The 19,723-nt window shown below is 45.9% G+C and carries 20 protein-coding genes; 16 read left to right on the top strand and 4 right to left on the bottom strand.

The window, feature by feature from the left end; translation table 11 throughout:
- Window positions 1-21 precede the first annotated feature (21 nt).
- Entirely contained in the window at window positions 22-618 is a 597-nt protein-coding gene (locus ACH10T_RS12220; protein ID WP_394809544.1) for a Maf family protein, read from the bottom strand.
- A gap of 55 nt (window positions 619-673) precedes the next feature.
- Here ACH10T_RS12220 and ACH10T_RS12215 point away from each other — a divergent pair, with 55 nt between their 5' ends.
- From ACH10T_RS12215 to ACH10T_RS12170, 10 genes are all read left to right on the top strand, one after another.
- A complete protein-coding gene (locus ACH10T_RS12215) occupies window positions 674-1,186 on the top strand; it encodes a YceD family protein (RefSeq protein ID WP_394809543.1) in 513 nt (170 codons plus the stop codon).
- Window positions 1,187-1,204: 18 nt separating this feature from the next.
- Window positions 1,205-1,384 (top strand): 50S ribosomal protein L32, encoded by a 180-nt coding sequence (gene rpmF, locus ACH10T_RS12210; protein WP_013967086.1) that lies wholly within the window; start codon window positions 1,205-1,207, stop codon window positions 1,382-1,384.
- Between the two features lie 65 nt (window positions 1,385-1,449).
- Window positions 1,450-2,490, top strand: coding sequence for a phosphate acyltransferase PlsX (plsX, locus tag ACH10T_RS12205; RefSeq protein WP_394809542.1), 1,041 nt, complete (start codon window positions 1,450-1,452; stop codon window positions 2,488-2,490).
- Complete coding sequence (locus tag ACH10T_RS12200) at window positions 2,490-3,446, top strand: beta-ketoacyl-ACP synthase III (protein WP_394809541.1); 957 nt, start codon at window positions 2,490-2,492, stop codon at window positions 3,444-3,446. Before plsX ends, ACH10T_RS12200 begins: the two co-directional genes overlap by 1 nt.
- A 3-nt stretch (window positions 3,447-3,449) precedes the next feature.
- Window positions 3,450-4,394 carry an ACP S-malonyltransferase gene (gene fabD / locus ACH10T_RS12195; RefSeq protein ID WP_394809540.1) on the top strand — a complete coding sequence of 315 codons (945 nt, stop codon included), beginning with the start codon at window positions 3,450-3,452 and terminating at the stop codon, window positions 4,392-4,394.
- 48 nt (window positions 4,395-4,442) lie between these two features.
- Entirely contained in the window at window positions 4,443-5,186 is a 744-nt protein-coding gene (fabG, locus tag ACH10T_RS12190; RefSeq protein WP_394809539.1) for a 3-oxoacyl-ACP reductase FabG, read from the top strand.
- 119 nt (window positions 5,187-5,305) lie between these two features.
- Window positions 5,306-5,542, top strand: a complete 237-nt coding sequence (acpP, locus tag ACH10T_RS12185) for an acyl carrier protein (RefSeq protein WP_394809538.1) — start codon at window positions 5,306-5,308, stop codon at window positions 5,540-5,542.
- Window positions 5,543-5,579: 37 nt separating this feature from the next.
- On the top strand, window positions 5,580-6,821 hold the full coding sequence (fabF, locus tag ACH10T_RS12180; RefSeq protein ID WP_394809537.1) for a beta-ketoacyl-ACP synthase II: 1,242 nt from the start codon (window positions 5,580-5,582) through the stop codon (window positions 6,819-6,821).
- 23 nt (window positions 6,822-6,844) lie between these two features.
- Window positions 6,845-7,840 (top strand): endolytic transglycosylase MltG, encoded by a 996-nt coding sequence (gene mltG, locus ACH10T_RS12175; protein ID WP_394809536.1) that lies wholly within the window; start codon window positions 6,845-6,847, stop codon window positions 7,838-7,840.
- A 47-nt stretch (window positions 7,841-7,887) separates the two neighbouring features.
- A complete protein-coding gene (locus ACH10T_RS12170; protein WP_394809535.1) occupies window positions 7,888-10,485 on the top strand; it encodes a glycosyltransferase family 39 protein in 2,598 nt (865 codons plus the stop codon).
- 35 nt (window positions 10,486-10,520) lie between these two features.
- Here ACH10T_RS12170 and ACH10T_RS12165 read toward each other — a convergent pair whose 3' ends face one another.
- The 3 genes from ACH10T_RS12165 to pgeF all read right to left on the bottom strand — a co-directional run bounded on the left by ACH10T_RS12165 (window position 10,521) and on the right by pgeF (window position 12,616).
- Window positions 10,521-10,937, bottom strand: coding sequence for a DUF4019 domain-containing protein (locus ACH10T_RS12165; protein WP_394809534.1), 417 nt, complete (start codon window positions 10,935-10,937; stop codon window positions 10,521-10,523).
- 47 nt (window positions 10,938-10,984) lie between these two features.
- Complete coding sequence (locus tag ACH10T_RS12160; RefSeq protein WP_394809533.1) at window positions 10,985-11,797, bottom strand: ZIP family metal transporter; 813 nt, start codon at window positions 11,795-11,797, stop codon at window positions 10,985-10,987.
- 72 nt (window positions 11,798-11,869) lie between these two features.
- On the bottom strand, window positions 11,870-12,616 hold the full coding sequence (gene pgeF, locus ACH10T_RS12155; RefSeq protein ID WP_394809532.1) for a peptidoglycan editing factor PgeF: 747 nt from the start codon (window positions 12,614-12,616) through the stop codon (window positions 11,870-11,872).
- 233 nt (window positions 12,617-12,849) lie between these two features.
- Here pgeF and ACH10T_RS12150 point away from each other — a divergent pair, with 233 nt between their 5' ends.
- The 6 genes from ACH10T_RS12150 (at window position 12,850) to ACH10T_RS12125 (ending at window position 19,348) form a co-directional block, all read left to right on the top strand.
- On the top strand, window positions 12,850-14,010 hold the full coding sequence (locus ACH10T_RS12150; protein WP_394809531.1) for an ankyrin repeat domain-containing protein: 1,161 nt from the start codon (window positions 12,850-12,852) through the stop codon (window positions 14,008-14,010).
- Between the two features lie 14 nt (window positions 14,011-14,024).
- Entirely contained in the window at window positions 14,025-14,777 is a 753-nt protein-coding gene (locus ACH10T_RS12145) for a glycerophosphodiester phosphodiesterase (RefSeq protein ID WP_394809530.1), read from the top strand.
- Window positions 14,774-16,363, top strand: a complete 1,590-nt coding sequence (locus ACH10T_RS12140) for an FAD-dependent oxidoreductase (RefSeq protein WP_394809529.1) — start codon at window positions 14,774-14,776, stop codon at window positions 16,361-16,363. Before ACH10T_RS12145 ends, ACH10T_RS12140 begins: the two co-directional genes overlap by 4 nt.
- Entirely contained in the window at window positions 16,348-17,754 is a 1,407-nt protein-coding gene (locus tag ACH10T_RS12135; RefSeq protein WP_394809528.1) for an FGGY family carbohydrate kinase, read from the top strand. Before ACH10T_RS12140 ends, ACH10T_RS12135 begins: the two co-directional genes overlap by 16 nt.
- 189 nt (window positions 17,755-17,943) lie before the next feature.
- On the top strand, window positions 17,944-18,534 hold the full coding sequence (locus ACH10T_RS12130; RefSeq protein ID WP_292995889.1) for a protoglobin domain-containing protein: 591 nt from the start codon (window positions 17,944-17,946) through the stop codon (window positions 18,532-18,534).
- Window positions 18,535-18,622: 88 nt separating this feature from the next.
- Window positions 18,623-19,348 carry a glycosyltransferase gene (locus tag ACH10T_RS12125; RefSeq protein ID WP_394809527.1) on the top strand — a complete coding sequence of 242 codons (726 nt, stop codon included), beginning with the start codon at window positions 18,623-18,625 and terminating at the stop codon, window positions 19,346-19,348.
- Window positions 19,349-19,723 lie beyond the last annotated feature (375 nt).

The following is a 19,723-nucleotide window of genomic DNA, read 5'->3' as shown; positions in this document are numbered from 1 at the left end:
CTTCTGTAACAAACTCCATTTTCAAATGACTTCCATTCCTTCTTGAGCTAGCATGTCAACCAAAGCAATGAGCGGCAATCCAATTAGTCCGTTCGGATCATCTCCAGTCATCTGCTCAATCAATGCAATGCCAAGCCCTTCAGATTTTGCACTACCCGCACAATGGTAAGGTTGTTCTTTAAGCAGATAATTCTCAATTTGTTGATCACTGAATTGCCGGAATTTCACATGATAAGGAATAACGCGCATTTGCAGCCGATCTGTAAAACTATTCAGGAGACATAAAGCCGTGTAAAACACAACTTCCTTACCCCGGACTTGTCTTAGTTGTTCGGTTGCATTGGTATGATTCAATGGCTTCCCAAGGCGAAAATCTCCCAATGCCGCCACTTGGTCAGAGCCTATAATGAGAGCTTGCGGGTGAATTTTAGCAACTGCACGTGCTTTTGCTTCCGCCAATCGTGCAGCAGTTTCTTCGGGCGATTCATTGGATAACGGTGTTTCATTAATCTGAGGGCTGGTTGTTTCAAATGGAATTTGCAGGCGTTGAAGCAATTCCTTGCGATAAATCGAGCTTGATCCCAATATTACTTTCGGGGTAACGTTTTGTGTTTTCAAAATTTCCTTCTGATTTTTTGACACTTAAGAGTAAAAAATATAACATGCGCGCCTTATGTCTGTAAGCTTTGTGATAGACCCCTTAGATTTTGTACAGAATGCGGGCATACATCATGGTAAAATCCCGGTGGATGCACTTGTGCGTTTGCATGATTTTCTATTTGATAAAGAAGGAGAGCTAATCTACCAAATCAGTGGTCAGTTTGACAAGCATGAAAAACCCGGCCTGCATTTGGAGATTAAAGGTAAAATACATCTTAGCTGCCAGCGTTGTCTAGGAAAATTATCGCATATGGTTGATTTGCAGACATGCTTGGTACTGGCGAAGACTGAAGCGGAATTGGATCAGGCTGACGAAGACGATACCGCCGATGCGATTTTAGCAACACCTGATATGGATGTAGTCAGTCTAATTGAGGACGAAATCATTCTCAGTTTACCGATCTCATCATGGCATACAGATGGTGAATGCAGCGTACAGGAATTAGAATCAACCAAAGAAAATCTGACCAACAAGCAATCAGCGCACCCTTTTGCAGCGCTATTGGCATTAAAAAAAACAAATTGAGTTCAAGGAGTTATTCACATGGCAGTCCAACAAAATAAAAAATCCCCTTCGAAACGCGGCATGCATCGCTCGCATGATTTTCTGACTAATCCGCCATTAGCTGTCGAATCGAGTACTGGAGAGATTCATTTACGTCACCATATTAGTCCTAATGGATATTATCGTGGCAAGAAAGTTGTTAAAACCAAAAACGATTAAACATCATATCTATTGCTACAAGCCGTATAAATATATAGTTTCTCCCAGCCACAAGAGCACTGAAATTGGATATTACTGTAGCAATAGACTGTATGGGTGGTGATCATGGCCCCCATGTAACAGTTCCATCAGCGGTTGAATATTTGCGCAGCGATCCTGAAGCCAATATTATTCTAGTCGGCATTCCTGATGCTATTACGGCAGAGTTACGCGCAGCAAATTCTGAATTTGGTCCGAGAATTCGATTACATCCAGCGAGTGAGGTTGTCAGCATGGATGAATCCCCTGCCGTCGCCCTGCGAAGTAAGAAAGACTCTTCAATGCGCGTTTCCATTAATCTCGTTAAAACGGGTGAAGCACAAGCTTGTATCAGCGCTGGAAATACGGGCGCATTGCTAGCAACTTCCCGGTTTGTATTAAAAACAATCCCGGGTGTTGACCGCCCGGCACTTGCTGTCATATTACCCACTATCACCGGTCACACGTATGTATTGGATTTAGGTGCCAACGTCGACTGCACAGCGGAGCACTTGTTTCAGTTTGGTCTCATGGGCGCTTCGCTGGTATCCTCGGTGGAAAATAAGGCATCTCCAAGCGTTGGCTTGCTCAATATTGGTGAAGAGGAAATCAAGGGCAATGAAATAGTTAAACAAGCGGCTGAACTACTGCGCAATAGCGGGCTTAATTTTTATGGTAATGTTGAAGGCAATGACATTTACAAAGGAACCACGGATGTCGTGGTTTGTGATGGATTTGTTGGCAATATCACCCTAAAAACTTCAGAAGGTCTGGCACAAATGCTGGCAACTTATCTGCGCGAAGAGTTCAGGCGCAATTTACTCACCAAACTGGCTGGTGTCATTGCAATGCCGGTTATCAATTCCTTTAAACGCCGCGTCGACCATCGCCGCTACAATGGCGCCAGTTTTCTGGGTTTGCGCGGCATTGTGATTAAAAGTCATGGTTCTGCAGATAAATATGCGTTTGGCTTTGCCATAAAACGCGCCGCTGAAGAAGTACGTGGCGGGATGTTGCGACATATTAGTGAGCGGGTAGCCGAGTTTTCCCGGCATTCTCAGATCTCTTCAAAAGAAATTATAAAATAATGTATTCAAGAATCACTGGAACAGGTAGTTATTTACCAGAAAAAATTCTCACCAACCTTGATCTGGAACGCATGGTGGACACCAGTGATGAATGGATACGAACTCGCACAGGCATTACACAGCGGCATATTGCCAGCGAGGATCAGGTAGCCAGCGACTTGGCATTCTACGCGTGCCAGAATGCCATGAAAGCTGCTGGTGTAACCAATAAAGATATCGATCTCATCATTGTCGCCACCACGACTCCGGACATGATTTTTCCAAGTACTGCCTGTATTCTGCAAAACAAACTGGGTATAGAAAATTGCCCGGCATTTGATGTCCAAGCCGTCTGCAGTGGCTTTGTCTATGCGCTAGCGACCGCCGACATGTTCGTGAGTTCTGGTAAATGCCGGAATGCTTTAGTAGTCGGCAGCGAAATTTATTCTAAAATACTTGACTGGAGCGATCGCAGCACTTGCGTTTTATTTGGTGATGGCGCCGGTGCAGTAGTGCTTTCGCAAAGCGACCAACCGGGCATTTTATCCACCCACCTTCACGCCAATGGCAGCTATAGTAATATCTTATCAGCGCCGGGTTGTATCAGCCGTGGAAAAGTACAAGGCACGCCCTACATTAACATGGAAGGCAATACCGTTTTTAAATTCGCTGTCAAAGTTCTGGAAGAAGTGGTGCAAGAGGCTGTATCCCAAAATGACTTACAGACTACGGATATTGATTGGTTGATTCCTCATCAAGCCAATATCCGCATCATTCAATCAACAGCAAAGAAACTGGGATTACCCATGGACAAAGTAGTGGTAGCTGTAGACAAACATGGCAACACTTCTGCGGCTTCCATACCGCTCGCGCTCGACATGGCGGTACGTGACGGACGCATCCAGTCCGATCAACTGATCCTATTGGAGGGTGTTGGCGGTGGATTCACATGGGGAGCAGTATTACTGCGCTGGTGATTTATGAAATTTGCATTTGTATTTCCAGGTCAAGGGTCGCAATCCGTTGGAATGATGAATGGGTATACGGATTTACCCATCGTTCAGGAAACCTTTCAGGAAGCATCCGACATCCTCAATCAGGACTTCTGGTCTATGGTGAATAATGGACCGGCGGATGACCTCAACTTCACCATCAATACACAACCGCTCATGTTAACTGCAGGAGTGGCTGTATATCGCGCATGGACTAGTTTAGAAGGCGGCAAACCGGCATTCCTGGCCGGACATAGCCTGGGCGAATACACAGCATTGGTCGCAGCCGAAGCGCTGAGTTTTGCTGATGCATTATCACTGGTGCGCTTCCGCGCGCAAGCTATGCAACAGGCTGTACCGGAAGGTGTGGGTGGCATGGCGGCTATCCTCGGATTAGATGACGAAATTGTTGAAACAATATGTCATGACATCACAAACCAAGGTAAAGAAGAATCTCTTGAACCGGCCAATTTTAATTCACCGGGTCAGATAGTAATTGCCGGGCACAAGAATGCAATCCTGCAAGGAATTGAAATGGCTAAATCAAAAGGAGCAAAACGTGCCATCATGTTGCCCATGAGCATCCCTTCGCATTGCTCACTGATGAGACCAGCAGCCGAAAGTATGCAACAGCAACTAGAGCAAGTAATGCTGCACCCTCCTAAAATCCCGATTCTGCATAACGCCGATGTAAAACCACATTCCGATACCGCAGGTATTAAGAAAATTTTGGTTCAACAGCTTATCAGCTCGGTACGCTGGGTAGATACAATTCGAGCTTTTGCCGCTGCCGGTATAACCCATGTCGTCGAATGCGGGCCGGGAAAGGTATTGGCCGGGCTAAACAAACGCATCGATCAAAATTTACAGCAGCTGTCACTGGCAAACAGTGAAACAATCAAACAAGCTGTTAATGATTTAAGGATAATATAGCGACAATGAACATTTGCTACGAACAGTCATGGCTCTATTCATGAGGGTATGATTTTGGAAAATAAAATAACTTTAGTAACAGGCGCCAGCCGGGGAATTGGACAAGCGATCGCGCTTAAGCTCGGTCAGCTGGGTGCAATAGTGATTGGTACAGCGACCACTGAAAGCGGCGCAAACACGATTAATCAATATTTGGAGAAAGCCGGCATCAAAGGCATAGGTATCACTCTGAATGTGAATGATACCGAGCAAATTAACAATACGATTCAAATCATTCGCGAAAAATTTGGTGAAGTGGAAATTTTGGTCAATAATGCCGGAGTCACGCGCGATAACCTGTTAGTGCGCATGAAAGATGAAGAATGGGATGAAATCATAGAAACTGATTTAAAATCAGTGTTCCGGTTAAGTCGCGCAGTCCTCCGTGCCATGATGAAAGCCCGTTACGGCCGCATCATTAATATTTCCTCTGTTGTCGGCGCAATGGGAAATATGGGACAAACAAACTATGCTGCCGCCAAAGCAGGCATATTTGGTTTTAGTAAATCATTGGCACGTGAAGTTGGCAGTCGCAATATTACTGTAAACTGTGTTGCTCCTGGTTTTATTGACACGGACATGACACGCGCACTGGCTGATGGACTTCAACAAAACTTAATTCAGCATGTTCCTTTGGGAAGATTAGGGCGCCCTGAAGAAGTCGCTTCAGCAGTGGCATTTTTAGCTTCGTCCGCGGCGGGCTATATTACAGGCACCACACTCCATGTCAACGGCGGGATGTATATGGATTAAATCACAAACTATTGAAGAATCAGAACTGCGCAATTAGGCAGCTATATGTTTCAGTTTTGCTAGCATCGAAAATTTGCTAGAATGAATATGTTTATCTTACCCGATAAGGAAATACCTAGATGGAAAATATTGAACAGCGTATTAGAAAGATTGTTGCTGAACAACTTGGCGTGAATGAAGCAGAAGTCAAGAATGAATCATCTTTTGTGAATGATCTGGGAGCAGATTCACTCGACACGGTCGAACTGGTAATGGCATTAGAAGAAGAATTCGAATGCGAAATTCCAGATGAACAAGCTGAGAAAATAAATACCGTCCAGGAAGCAATTGACTACGTCACTGCCAATACTAATTAGTATTGTGTTTTTTTAAGTACATGTAAGCGGAGTTATTTTGTCCAAACGTAAGGTAGTAGTTACCGGATTAGGTATTGTTTCGCCTGTCGGAAGCACGGTATCAAGCGCATGGGAGAATATCATCTCAGGAAAATCCGGTATTACTCGGATAACCCGTTTTGATGCGTCCAATTTCACTTCACAAATTGCTGGTGAAGTGAAAGATTTTGATATTCAAGGGTACTTATCAACCAAAGAAGCCCGCCGTATGGATACCTTTATCCATTATGGAATGGCCGCAGCAATTCAAGCTGTTAAAGATGCTGGCATAGATGACGTTGGACAGCTTGATCCGGAACAAATCGGCGTAAATATCGGCTCAGGCATAGGCGGCTTACCTATGATTGAGAGTACAGATACTGCTTATCATGCAGGTGGTCCCCGTAAAATATCACCTTTCTTTATTCCCAGCACAATCATCAACATGATCGCAGGTAACTTATCCATCATGTTCGGTTATAAAGGCCCCAACATAGCGATTGTGACCGCTTGTACCACAGCCACACACAGCATTGGCAACTCGGCCCGCATGATTGAATATGGTGATGCCGATGTCATGGTGTGCGGCGGCGCCGAATCCTGTGTAACGCCGCTTGCCATCGGCGGGTTTGCTGCTGCAAGAGCCTTATCTGCACATAACTCTGATCCGGAATCTGCGAGCCGCCCCTGGGATATTGATCGTGATGGCTTTGTGTTGGGTGAAGGTGCCGGAGTTTTAGTACTTGAAGAATTAGAGCACGCCAAACGCCGGGGAGCAAAAATTTATGCGGAACTTGCTGGCTTTGGCATGAGTGCTGACGCATATCATATGACAGCACCTAGCGATGATGGTGAAGGCGCGGCACGCTGCATGTCTAACGCCCTTAAAAATGCAGGCATTAATACCACAGAAGTTGAGTACATTAACGCACATGGCACATCCACCCCATTGGGTGATATCGCTGAAACAATTGCAGTTAAGCGTTGTTTCGGTGACCATGCAAGAAAACTTGCCGTCAATTCGACAAAATCAATGACAGGACATTTACTCGGTGCTGCCGGTGGTGTGGAAGCAATTTTCTCTGTATTGGCAATACATCATCAAGTTGCCCCTCCCACAATCAACCTTATCAATCAAGACCCGCAATGTGATCTGGATTATATTCCTAATACAGCAAGAGAGATGAACATCAAGGTTGCACTATCGAATTCCTTCGGATTTGGGGGAACTAACGGAACGCTTGTTTTCCGTAGCGTATAAAAAACTTTATCTTCTTGTGGCGCATGCCTACGCTAAAACGCTTTCTAATTTCGATCGTTTCTATCGCTATTCTGTTAATTGGATGGCTTTATCTTCATATCCATTCAAGTATTTCGCTCCCTGCCACACCCTATGAATTCTCTATCCGCCCCGGCAGTAATCTAAAACAAGTTTCTCAGCAACTAGCTGATGCAGGTGTTTTTCCCAGCAAATGGTCATTGATATTATTAGCACGTTATCTGAATCAGGAATCAGCAATCAAAGCCGGCGACTATCGACTCAACGAAAATATCTCTCAAATAGCGCTATTAGACTATCTGACAAAGGGTGATGCGAAACAAAATGAAATAAGATTTCTTGAAGGTTCAACTTTTGCGCAATTGCGAAAGATACTAAACGAACATCCTGCTGTCCAGAATCATACAGTCGGCCTAAGTGATCAGGAAATACTACAGTTAATCGGTGCAACAGAAGCGGCTGCCGAAGGATTATTTTTCCCAGATACTTATTATTTTATTAAAAATAGCAGCGATATAGAAATTCTGCAACGCGCCTATCAGACCATGCAGAATCATTTACAATCCAGCTGGTCGTCACGCGCTGAATCTTTACCGTTAGCCACACCTTATGAAGCACTCATTCTTGCTTCCTTAATAGAGAAAGAAACCGGATTGGAAAGTGATCGCACCACGATAGCCGGTGTTTTCATCAACCGGTTGCGTAAAGGTATGCGATTACAAACCGATCCAACCATTATTTATGGATTAGGTGAGCAATTCGATGGGAATCTGCGCAAAAAAGACCTGCTTGCTGATCAGGAATACAATACCTATACGCGCACAGGCTTGCCGCCCACTCCCATTGCCTTACCCAGTCTCGCTTCCATCCGTGCGGCACTCAATCCGGCTGAAACCGATGCGCTATATTTTGTCGCAAAAGGTAATGGAGAATCTCAATTTTCCAGCAATCTGACAGACCATAATAAAGCGGTCAATAAATACCAAAAACTAAAAAAATAGAATCATGCCGCCAATAATCAAGTGTCAATTTTAATCTGTAGAGCTACATGACCCAATTTTCCATCATAGTACCCACACTGAATGAATCCGAGAATATTGATTTACTCTTAACCCGCTTATTTGCATTGGATCTTAAGCCGGGTAGTTTTGAAGTCATTTTTGTTGATGATGGTTCCACGGATGGCACCCCTGACAAGGTGCGCGCCTGGGGAAATCGATCAAATGTTCATCTCATTGAACGGCAGGAGAAACCGGATCTGACCGCATCGATACTGGCAGGAGCTGCCACAGCCCAAAGCGATATCATCGTGGTCATGGATGCAGATCTCAGTCATCCGCCCGAACGCTTACCGGCTATCGTCGCCCCCATACTCAACAACACCCATGACGTAACCATTGGCAGCCGCTATATTGCGGGCGGCAGTACTGAGAATTGGCCACTGTATCGGCAATTACTATCACGTGTTGGTGGTTGGATAGCGCGCCCGATTTGTGATGTGAATGACGCCACATCGGGTTTCTTTGCATTCCGACGCGAACTGACTGCCAGCATCTCAAACAATGCACATGGCTACAAAATTCTGCTCGAGCTACTCATGGCCAATCAGGGAAAGCTTCGCGTCACTGAAATACCCATTTGTTTCCATGATCGCACGCACGGCACCTCCAAATTGTCTTTTTCGCACCAGCAAACTTATATACAGCGTTTGATCACATTAGCCGGAGGTTCGGCCACACTCAATACGGCAGGCCGCTTTGCTGCAGTGGGACTGTTGGGTGTTTTAATTGATGCAATCATTTTTCAATGGATGATCAGTCGTGGCGCCGGGCTTGCACTGGCTCACTTCATGAGTTTCTTTGTCGCCGCAACGGTTAACTACACTCTTAACTCAAAATGGGCATTTCGTGAACATCACACAGGCTATTTGAAATGGCATCAATTTGGCCGCTTCCTGACTGTGGGCGCATTCGCGTTATTACTGCGCGGAGGGGTATTAGCTTTACTCGTTTATATCTGGCACGTACCGCCGCTGCTGGCAATTTTTCCAGCCATCATCGCTACTGCGGCCGTGAACTACTTAGGTTCAGCTTTTTATGTATTTCCCAATAAAGAAAATCCGCCGTCTCTGGAGATACGCTGGCGCACAGCAGCGATCGGCATCGTCATATTTATCATATTATTGCGTTTAGTTTATTTTGGTCTGGCACAACTCATCCCAGATGAAGCTTACTACTGGCAGTATGCGCAACACATGGATCTGAGTTTCTATGATCATCCTCCCATGGTGGCTTGGTTAATCTGGTTCGGTACATCACTCCTAGGACACAATGAATTTGGCGTGCGCATTGGCGCCCTTCTCTGTGGCTTTGTGACCATGGGCTACCTATACGCACTGGCGCAAAACCTATACAACAAATCCACCGCAATGCGCACGGTATTATTGTTGTCTATTCTGCCGATGGGATTTGCTTCCGGCCTACTGATGACGCCTGATGCCCCGTTAGTCGCAACTTGGGCCGCCACACTGTATTATTTGGAACGCGCATTATTAGCCGGTCAACGCACGGCGTGGCTGGGTATGGGAATCGCTTTTGGGCTGGGATTACTATCCAAATACACACTGGGGCTATTGGGTATTGCGGCATTGGTATTTGTCATTTTAGATCCAACAGCACGCCGCTGGATGAAACGTCCTCATCCATACCTAGCCGCGTTATTAGCATTGTTACTCTTTTCGCCAGCCATCATTTGGAACTACGAAAATAATTGGGCATCCTTTGCCTTTCAGTCGAATCGCGTGTTGGCGGACAGCTATAAATTTTCAGTACATTATTTGATCGCCCACATTATCATTCTGCTCACCCCAGTCGGCTTTCTTGCAGCTGCACTGGCCTTATTTACAATCAAAAAACCTGAAGCGCATCAACTTGAACGCAGGCGTCAATTATTCGTACAAGTTTTCGCCGGTGTCCCAATATTCATTTGTTTCGTACTCAGTACTTTTGATGCGCCGCGCTTTCACTGGACTGGTCCAATCTGGCTTGCAATATTACCAACAATCGCCTGGATGATTGGTCAGACCGACCAGCTGAGCACATTGGCCAAACGCATCCAGACAACTTGGCGAGTAACCATTATTACATGCATCTTTGCTTATGCCTTTGTATTGCACTACGTAGTACTGGGAATTCCAGGCATTCCTTACCACCTATTCACTGAACATTATTTCTGGCGAGAAACGGCTGCTGAAATTACACAGATTGCCGAAGAAGTCAAAAATCAGACCGGCAAAGAGCCCATTATTGTCGGCATGAGCAAATGGTCTGTTGCCAGCGCGCTATATTTTTACACCCATGGTCACGCACAGTTAGATATCCGCGCGCGTAATATGTTTGGTGATAGTGGTGCTATGTATGAATTCTGGTTTCCTTCTCAAGCACCCACTGACCGACCCATCATTCAGGTTGGTATGAAACGCCGTCATTTAGAAAAAACCCGGGGGGGTACGGATGTTAAACAGATGCTTGATCAGCCCGGTGCCATTGAATATCGTGTCATTGAACGTTATGGCACGCCGGTACGCCGTGTCTATTACCGGGTTTCCCAGGGGTTTAAAGGGGTAAATTTGTCTGCGGCACCTTAACATCCGTACAGAAAGATCCTTCTGACACGCAATTTTTACTTGATCGAGTATTCCGCAACTTGCCATGTTTCATTTTGTGTCTTTGCCAGCGTTACCGTCTCAAATGCCAGTCCTTTTTCTGGGAAAGTTGTGTAAAACTGCAGCACAACATATTCCCCATCCGGAAATCCCGATAATGATTTTCCAGAAGCGGCTGTCGCAATATACCTAGCACTCATTGTGCCACGTGACGCCCTGATTGCTGTGATTGATTCGATCCACTCAGACTCGGATGTTTTCAACTTAAATAACGCGGATGAAATCTCCCAGCTTTCTTTATATTTCCCGCTATCAATCAACCCAAGCCAGGAACGTGCGCTGCTTTCTACTTTTTCGAGAATATTACTCTCTTCCGCATAAACAACACTCGTACAGAAAAGCAACAGTAATAATACAATTAACCGTTTTGTCATTAAAACTCCCTATAAGAAACTCCACATTTTGCAATCACCACACACGCCTAGTCATGCGGAAAAATATTCCCTATCAGCCAAATAGTTGAAATTCCTAATAATATCAATGCGACTTGCTGGATAGTTGCATTAATCTCCGGGCGTTTATGCAAACTTGGAATCAAATCAGACATCGCCACATAAATCATACTGGCTGATGCAAGCCCTAATAGCGGTTGTACCAGAAAATTCATCTTGTGCAACATGAAATAGGCCAATACACCACCAACCAAGGTCGCCAGGCTGGATAACAAATTCATCAAAAATGCCATGCGGCGCGAGTAACCGGAATTCAAAAGGATTATGAAATCCCCTGCTTCTTGAGGAATTTCATGGGCGATAATAGCGATGGATGTCACAATACCCAGTTGCACATCCACCATGAAAGCAGCAGCAATCAAAATACCGTCGACAAAATTATGAAAGGTATCACCCACAATAACCATCATTCCGCTACGCCCGTGATCATGCTCGTGCTGAATAGTGGTTGTAGTTGTTGCTGCTACTGCAGAACCATGCAATGGATCATGCGCTTCGCAATCCTCGATATGGCAATGACGCCACAACACTAATTTTTCCAGAATGAAAAAGATCAAAATCCCAATTAACACAGTGACAGTCACCTGCATCGGGTTCTCAGAAAGCTCAAATGCTTCTGGCAAAGTATTGAGAAAAGCGGCTCCCAATAATGCGCCAATCGCATAAGAAACTAGTATGGAAAGCCACGACATCCGCATATTGAATGCCAATACTGCTGCACACAATAAGCTTAATATTCCTCCAAGTAAGCTGGCAACAATAATCCAGGTAAGCGTTGACATAAAGTGAATTGAAAAACAAAGGCGGGATTATACGCTGTTGCAAGGCAATAAATTAACAAGTTAAAGCCGCATTTATTCGAGCCAGATTAAAGCAGCCATCCGTCCGGTTTCACCATCCCGGCGATAAGAAAAGAAACGTTCGGGATCACTGAATGTACAAATTCCTCCGCCATAAATCTCTGCGATGCCAATATTTGTCAATCGCTGGCGAGCCAACAAAAAAATATCCGCCAGCCACTTCTTTTCATGACTACTGTTCTTAGACACAAAAGCTTGCACCGCCTGTGCATTTTGCTGCACGAAAGCTTCGTAAACATCTGCACCGACTTCAAAGTGATCAGGACCAATAGCCGGTCCCAGCCATGCCATCAGTTGGTTGTGATCCACTGCCATTGCAGCAATCGATTGTTCAAGGATACCTCCGGCCAGTCCACGCCAGCCGGCATGGACGATACCCACCGTGGTACCTGCTGTGTCACATAGAAATACCGGCAAACAATCGGCAACCATGACAGCACAAACCGCACCTTGTTTACGGCTCAATACCGCATCGCCCTGCGGAGTTACCATTGTCATTTGATCGATCCAGATAGGCGACGTGCCATGCACTTGTTTCAACCATCTCGGCTCCCCGGGTAAATGGCGGCGCAATAAAACCCGATTACACTCAACATCGGCCAAATTGTCATTGACATGCGCGCCTAGATTCAAAGAAGCGTAAGCACCATTTGCACCGCAGCTCACACCGCCATTGCGGGTTGTGAAAAGCGCTTTCACATTGCCGGGTGCCGGCCAATCAGGGATTATCCAATCATTCATAGGTGTCTAATTTCTAAAAAAAGTATTTTCCTATTAATCACAAACTAATTAAACCTTGAATCCAGCATTTCTAGGTTAAAATAACGGGCTTGAGGTTTGCTTCCGAATTCAGACTTGTTCAAATCAATTCTCAATTCATTCCTGACTTCATAAAATTGCAAAATGGATCATGAGCGACCCAACAAATAGACTCCATGAATTGATAACAAAAAAGCCAGATATAGGTATAACAGATGAATGATATAAAACACTTAATTAATTATACGCGGACATTTTTAATTTTTACGGTAGCTACGGCAGTATTGTTAATTTCTGCTCCCAGCGCCTTTGCCAATGATGAAGCAGAATTTATCAAAGCTGCATTTGCAGGCAAACCGGAAACAATCAAGCAATTATTGGAAAAGGGTATTAATGTTAATTATCAGAATGACAAGGGCTTTAGCGCACTCATCATTGCTTCCCAATATGGACATGCGGATATCGTCAATCTGTTGCTGGAAAATAAAGCCAATGTTGGTCTGCAAAATACCGGTGGAGCCACAGCACTGATTATCGCTGCAAAAAATGGTTATGCCGATGTTGCCAATGCATTATTGAGTAAAGACGCCAAGGTTGATGTACAGACTACGGATGGTATTACAGCCCTCATGTTGGCGACACAAAAAGGACATGAAAGTATTGTGGATGCGCTGTTGGCAAAAAATGCCAATGTCAATTTGCAAACCAAAGAAAAACTGACCGCCTTAATGATTGCTGCATTGGATGGCAGAGCAAGCATCGTCGACAAGCTATTGGCAAAAAATGCAAAAATTGATGTCCAAGCTTCTGACAATACTACTGCACTTTATATGGCTGCCAGAAACGGACACACGGCGATCGTCGAAACATTATTGGCCAAGAATGCACCCGTTAATCTGTTAGCTGCTAACGATACTACCCCTCTCTACATCGCCGCACAAAATGGGCATACCGATGTTGTCAACGCGCTACTGAAAAAAGGCGCAAAAGTAGATTTGAAAGATAAAAATGACGCGACAGCACTGACCCTCGCTGCTCTGATCGGCAATACTGAAATTGTCGATGCATTGATCAAACATGGTGCCAAAGTGGATCACAAGGCTTCCAATGGTTTTACAGCACTGATTCTGGCGGCGCAGAACGGACATATGCCAGTCATAGAGAAACTGCTGGAAAATGGCGCTAAAATTGACCTGCAAAATGAAGACGGCATTACACCACTAATGTGGGCTGCTTTACATGACCATGCCGACGCAGTGAAAATATTGCTGGCAAAAGGTGCAAACCCAACAATTAAAAGCAAAACGGAAAAAACCGCACTTGAAATTGCTAAAGACCCAGCCATTATTGAATTACTGCAAGCAGCAACACAATAATCATCCATCAATAGATGCCAGGAAAAGTCCGACATCCACCTGAAAATTGCTTGGTATTTGCCCACCGTGGCGCGAATACGGAAGCGCTGGAGAATACCCGGAACGCTTTTGATAAAGCGTTAGGGTATGCGATTGATGGCATTGAAACGGACGTGCAGCTGAGCCGGGATGAAATCGCAGTACTCTGGCATGACCGTTTTCTCGATAGAATCGGATTGAGCGATAAGCATATTGATGATTTTGATTATCATCAGCTTAAGGCACTGATTAATCCGGAATCTGAAAACGAAGGCCTTATGACCCTGCAAGATTTTCTAGCCGCTTACCGAAGACGCTGCCGTTTATTGCTTGAAATTAAGAATCGTGACTGGGAACCTGTTTCCCGTCACGAATTAAAAATCCTCCAGACGCTCGATTTGGTCGGCCAGAACCTTGGTCAACGGATCATTGTTTCATCATTCAATCTTCCCAGCCTGGTTTATGCGCACCAATACAATCCGGCGCTTCCCTTGGTTTATAATTTTGAAACCACGCAAACCATCACAGATGCACGCAAGCTATTAAACACACACGCTTTTCTTCACGGTCTTTGCCTGCCTATCGCGAGTGTGGATCAAGCGATCGTCGACTTGCTGTGTGAACAGCAAAAGTGTGTCGCCGTTTATACCTGTAACACTGACTCAGAAATCAATAAAGCCTTGCAATTGGGTGTTGATATTCTCATCAGCGATTTACCCCATAAAGCGCTGATACTGCGCGATCAATGAAACGAGATTCTGCAACACTACCAAACCAACACTTCGACCTCCTGGTTTGCGGCGGCGGCATATACGGTGCTTGGACTGCGTATGATGCGGCGCTACGTGGTCTGAAAGTAGCCCTCATTGAACAAGGCGATTGGGCCAGCGCCACCTCATCGGCATCCAGCAAACTCATCCATGGTGGTCTGCGCTACCTGGAAACCTATGATTTCAAACTAGTCAGCAAGTCGCTCAAAGAGCGAACAATGCTCCTACACACAGCACCTCACCGTGTCTGGCCACTGCGTTTTGTTGTCCCCGTTTACGCACAGCAACGAATGAACCGGCTGCAAATGAAATTAGGGTTAACGCTTTATGATTTTCTGGCCGGTGATACCGATCCGCAAATGCGTCACAGCTATTTCAATCCAAAACAATTCACCGAACGCTTCCCTTGCCTCGATGCGCTTGCACTGAAAGGTGGCTTTACTTATGCCGACGCTCAAACCGATGATGCGCGACTGGTATTGGAATTAATTTCAGGCGCACAAGATGCCGGTGCAAGCTGCATCAATTACTGCAAGTTGATTCAGTTACTGGAAACCAACGGACAAGCGGATGGAGCAATCGTCCAGGATCAGCTTACTCAAACCGAGCAGAAAATCAGTGCCAAACAGATTGTTTTTACCACCGGTCAATGGTTGGCGGAAGAAGCACAAAGCCGTGAATGGTGCCGCCTTGCGAAAGGAGTTCATCTGGTCATGCCCGGCGTGCTGAACGATGAAGCCTTATTGCTAACGACCAAATCAGATGGCCGGGTGTTTTTTATGATTCCCTGGTATGGTTTGACGCTGCTGGGCACAACCGACACCGATTTCAATGGCAATGTCGAACAAGTGTCTGCCAGTGATAGCGATATTGCTTACCTGCTGGCTGCCGCCAATGGTTATTTGAAAACGCCGTGGAGAGAATCGGATATTATCGGTCATTTTGCCGGGGTACGGGTTTTTAAACAAAATACTCAAACGGCTTCCTCTGGCTCACCGTCTGCGGTCAGCCGCGATTGGGAATTAAAATCTGCCCCCAACGGGGTACATTATGCCATCGGTGGAAAAATAACTTCATCACGCCAAGATGCCGCCCATATCGTCGATACCGTGTGCTCACAACTAGGCACCGCTCTTCCCTGTACAACTCAGGATCGATTATTTCCCTGGGCGCCGCAGGAAAATTTTTCGGACTGGTCTGCCCGCATGCTGGGCCACGCAACACAGCTAGGCATTGATACAGAAAGTGCGAAGTGGCTGCTGCATCGTCATGGCACACAAATAACTGAGATTCTTCGCAGTATTGAAACAGAAGCTGATTTGGCGCAGCGCATTATCCCGTCTCTGCCGTTTATTGTAGCCGATCTGCTACATTGCGCCGCTACGGAAATGGTTATCCACTTAGAAGATTTGTTACGCCGCCGCCTGCCATTACTCATTCTAGCCAAGCTGACGGAATACGAGTTACAGCAAATTGCCCTGCGCGTAGCCGAAACCATGCATTGGGACGATGCCAGGACTCACCAAGAAGTTGAGCGCTGCTGCAAACAATGGATCACGTACTGACCTCGGCAATTGCCCTCGATCTGGGAACGACATCCATTAAAGCAGCTTTAATGGATCGGCAAGGAAATCTCCAGCATATCGTCACCCGCCCTGCACCTGCCATTGATAGTCACAATGGACATTATGAAAGTAATGCGCTTGGTTATGCAGTAATTGCCGAACAGGTTTTGAAAGAATGTACGGCACAAACCGGTAACAATCCTCCTTTAGGATTATGCAGCCAGCGTTCGTCTTTCCTGATCTGGGACAAAATCAGTGGTAACCCGGTAACACCCCTGATTTCTTGGCAAGATGATCGAGGGGCAAGTTGCTGTGATCGCCTGCACGCATCAACAGACACCATTCATAACCTGACCGGTTTACGCTTGACCGCTTATTATTTTGCTCCCAAGCTCAGCTTCCTGTTGCAGGAGAATCCGGCATGGCGTGATAAGCTTGTTCAGGGCGAATGGCTGGCAGGCACGCTGGATACTTTTCTGATCTGGCGCTGGACGCACGGTCAACATTTTCTCACCGACGCCTCCATGGCTGCTCGCACCTTGCTGATGGACATCCACCAGCAACACTGGTCAGACGCTTTATGCCAACTCTTCAATATCCCATGCTCGATTCTGCCGCAAATAAAACCTTCAACCGGATTGAATTTATCTTTACCGGATTTCGGTTTGACCCTACAAGCCAGTGTAGGTGACCAATCGGCTGCACTGATCGCCAGCCTGACCGATAGCCAAACCGACGCATTGGTCAATCTTGGAACCGGCGGGTTTGTGATTCGTTCTCTTGCCAAGCACGAGCTGGCATTTGATGGCTACCTTCAGACATTGATTTACCAGAATGAGGATCAGCAGGTGCAATTTGCCGTTGAAGGCACGCTCAATTCCATCGCCACTGCTCTGGCGCCTTATCCTGTGAGAGATTGTTGCATTGAAGATTTGGCAAGTAACGACATTTACTGCCTTGCAGAGCCGAGCGGTTTAGGCGCACCGTATTTCCGCAAAGACTGGGGAGTTTATTTTTCCCAATCTGTCTCCGATTTGACCACACAACAAATCACCGCTCTGATGCTCGAAGCTATCATTTTCCGGATTGCGCGCATTCTGGAAGATTTCCATCACCACTCGCCGCTGACCCAGGTCTACCTATCCGGCGGCCTGTCGGAGCTACTCTGTTTACAGCAAGGTATCGCGCAGTGCCTACCATTTCCGGTTTTTCATTTACAGCAAAAAGAAGCCAGTCTTCAGGGTGCTGCCCTACTCGCCTTCGGGCTTAAATTAAACTGCCGCCGGCAAGTTAATAAAATAGTAATCAAACGTGAGCACAATGTAATATCAGAAAAATTTCAACACTGGAAAAATTGGCTGGATGGCTTATTGGCAACGTACGAAAACTAACTCGATCCCCAAAAGTATTCCCGCACAAATTATCAATCCTGTAGAATCTGCCATGCAAATACTCAATCGGCTCATTTTTCTATATAATTTGACAAGAATTCATTGCATAACCGCATGATATCAAATGCATAGTGTAACGATCTGCTCTGTTACCTATGATGACTAACACATCTAACAAAAGGAAATTTTATGACAACAAACATACCTGGCTACACCTATGGCAGTGCTTCGCTTGCGAAATCCCCCGTATCACTCGATGATTTTGCCAATCTGAAACAAGCTACTCTATTTGGCGATGATGATGTGCGCTATCTGAAAATGTCGCACGACATACTCAAAGACCAAACCGAACAAATTCTGGATGTTTGGTATGGCTTTGTAGGCTCGACACCTTTCCTGCTGCACTACTTCACCAATGCAGCCGATGGCACACCCAACATGGATTATTTAGGCGGAGTGCGCAAACGCTTTGGTCAATGGATTCTGGATACCGCAAAAGCCGAATACAACCAAGATTGGCTTAACTATCAGTACGAAATCGGATTGCGCCACCACACCTCGAAGAAAAATACTACCGACAACGTAAAATCAGTGCCGATCATTCACTTGCACTACATTTTTGCATTGCTCATTCCGATCACCACCACGCTGCGCCCATTCCTGGAAAAAGCCGGCCATTCCCGTGATGATGTGGATCGTATGCAAGATGCGTGGCGCAAATCAGTCTTGATGCAAGTCATTCTGTGGTCACAACCTTATATCAAACAAGGCGAGTTCTAATCTTGCTGGGGAGAACGATCATTTTCCGCTCTCCCCATCGTTTCATTCAGCTGATAGAGTATCCTCACCGAACTTCCTTCGCTTACCCATGCACCTATCCATCGTCATCCCCGCTTTTAATGAAGAACTATTGATTTTGGATTGCCTGAATTCGATTCAAGAATCAGTCATCGCTAATCAAAAACCCGGCCTTACCCACGAAGTGATCGTTGTTGACAACAACTCAACCGATAAAACCGCAGAACTGGCAACACAAGCCGGCGCTAAAGTTGTGTTTGAGCCAATCAATCAGATCGGCCGCGCCCGCAACACTGGCGCAGCGGTTGCAACGGGAGATTGGCTACTGTTTGTGGACGCCGACAGCTTGCTCAATCCCGGTATGGTGGCCGATATTTTACGAATGATTGAAGGCGGCAAACATGTTGGCTGCGGCAGCATCATGCACATGCCCAACCTGCCGTGGTGGGGTAACGCCGCGATGCAATTATGGACCGCGTTTTCAGTGACGTTCCGCTGGGCGTCGGGCGCTCTAGTAGTATGCCATACAGACGCGTTTCGCGATGTAGGCGGATTTAATCAGGAATTGTTCGCCGCCGATGAAATCGACCTCAGTCAACTGCTCAAACAATGGGGACGCAAACGCGGCCTAAAATTCACTATCCTCACCCGCCATCCCCTCGTCACTTCACCCCGCAAAGTACTTCTGTACAGCGGACGAGAAATTGCCGGTCAGATATTCAGCGTCCTATTTAGTCCGAGAAAAACCTTACAAGACAAGAAAAAACTGCCGATTTGGTACGATGGACGGCGTTAGTTGAATATTGAATCGCACACATTTATCATTCTAAACGTAGCAGAGAATCTTTGGCAATCTGCCATATTAATTGCCCACACTACTCGAAATAACAGTCAGTCAGATCTCTCCAGGTAATGCAATAACCATTCCGCACCATCACCCATCGCGCTGCGATTTCCGATACCACTCGATTTGTCTCTGATCGCAGATCAGGATGGGATTGATGTAAGCAACAAGAATCGATCTAATTCCAATTTTCGATAGAAGCATTAATAATATAGCCTTTACCTTTGGTAGAGGCCATCATGGCACGGAAAGCAAGTGGGGCGGAGCAACTTGTGGTGGCAATGGAACGGTTAAAGAAGGCCAAGACTGAGGCAGAACTCCGAGCTG

It is taken from the genome of Nitrosomonas sp. (genome assembly GCF_043753625.1).
GTDB lineage: Bacteria > Pseudomonadota > Gammaproteobacteria > Burkholderiales > Nitrosomonadaceae > Nitrosomonas.
The sequence above is the reverse complement of the archived record's forward strand: the minus strand, read 5'-3'. Positions and strand labels throughout refer to the sequence as shown.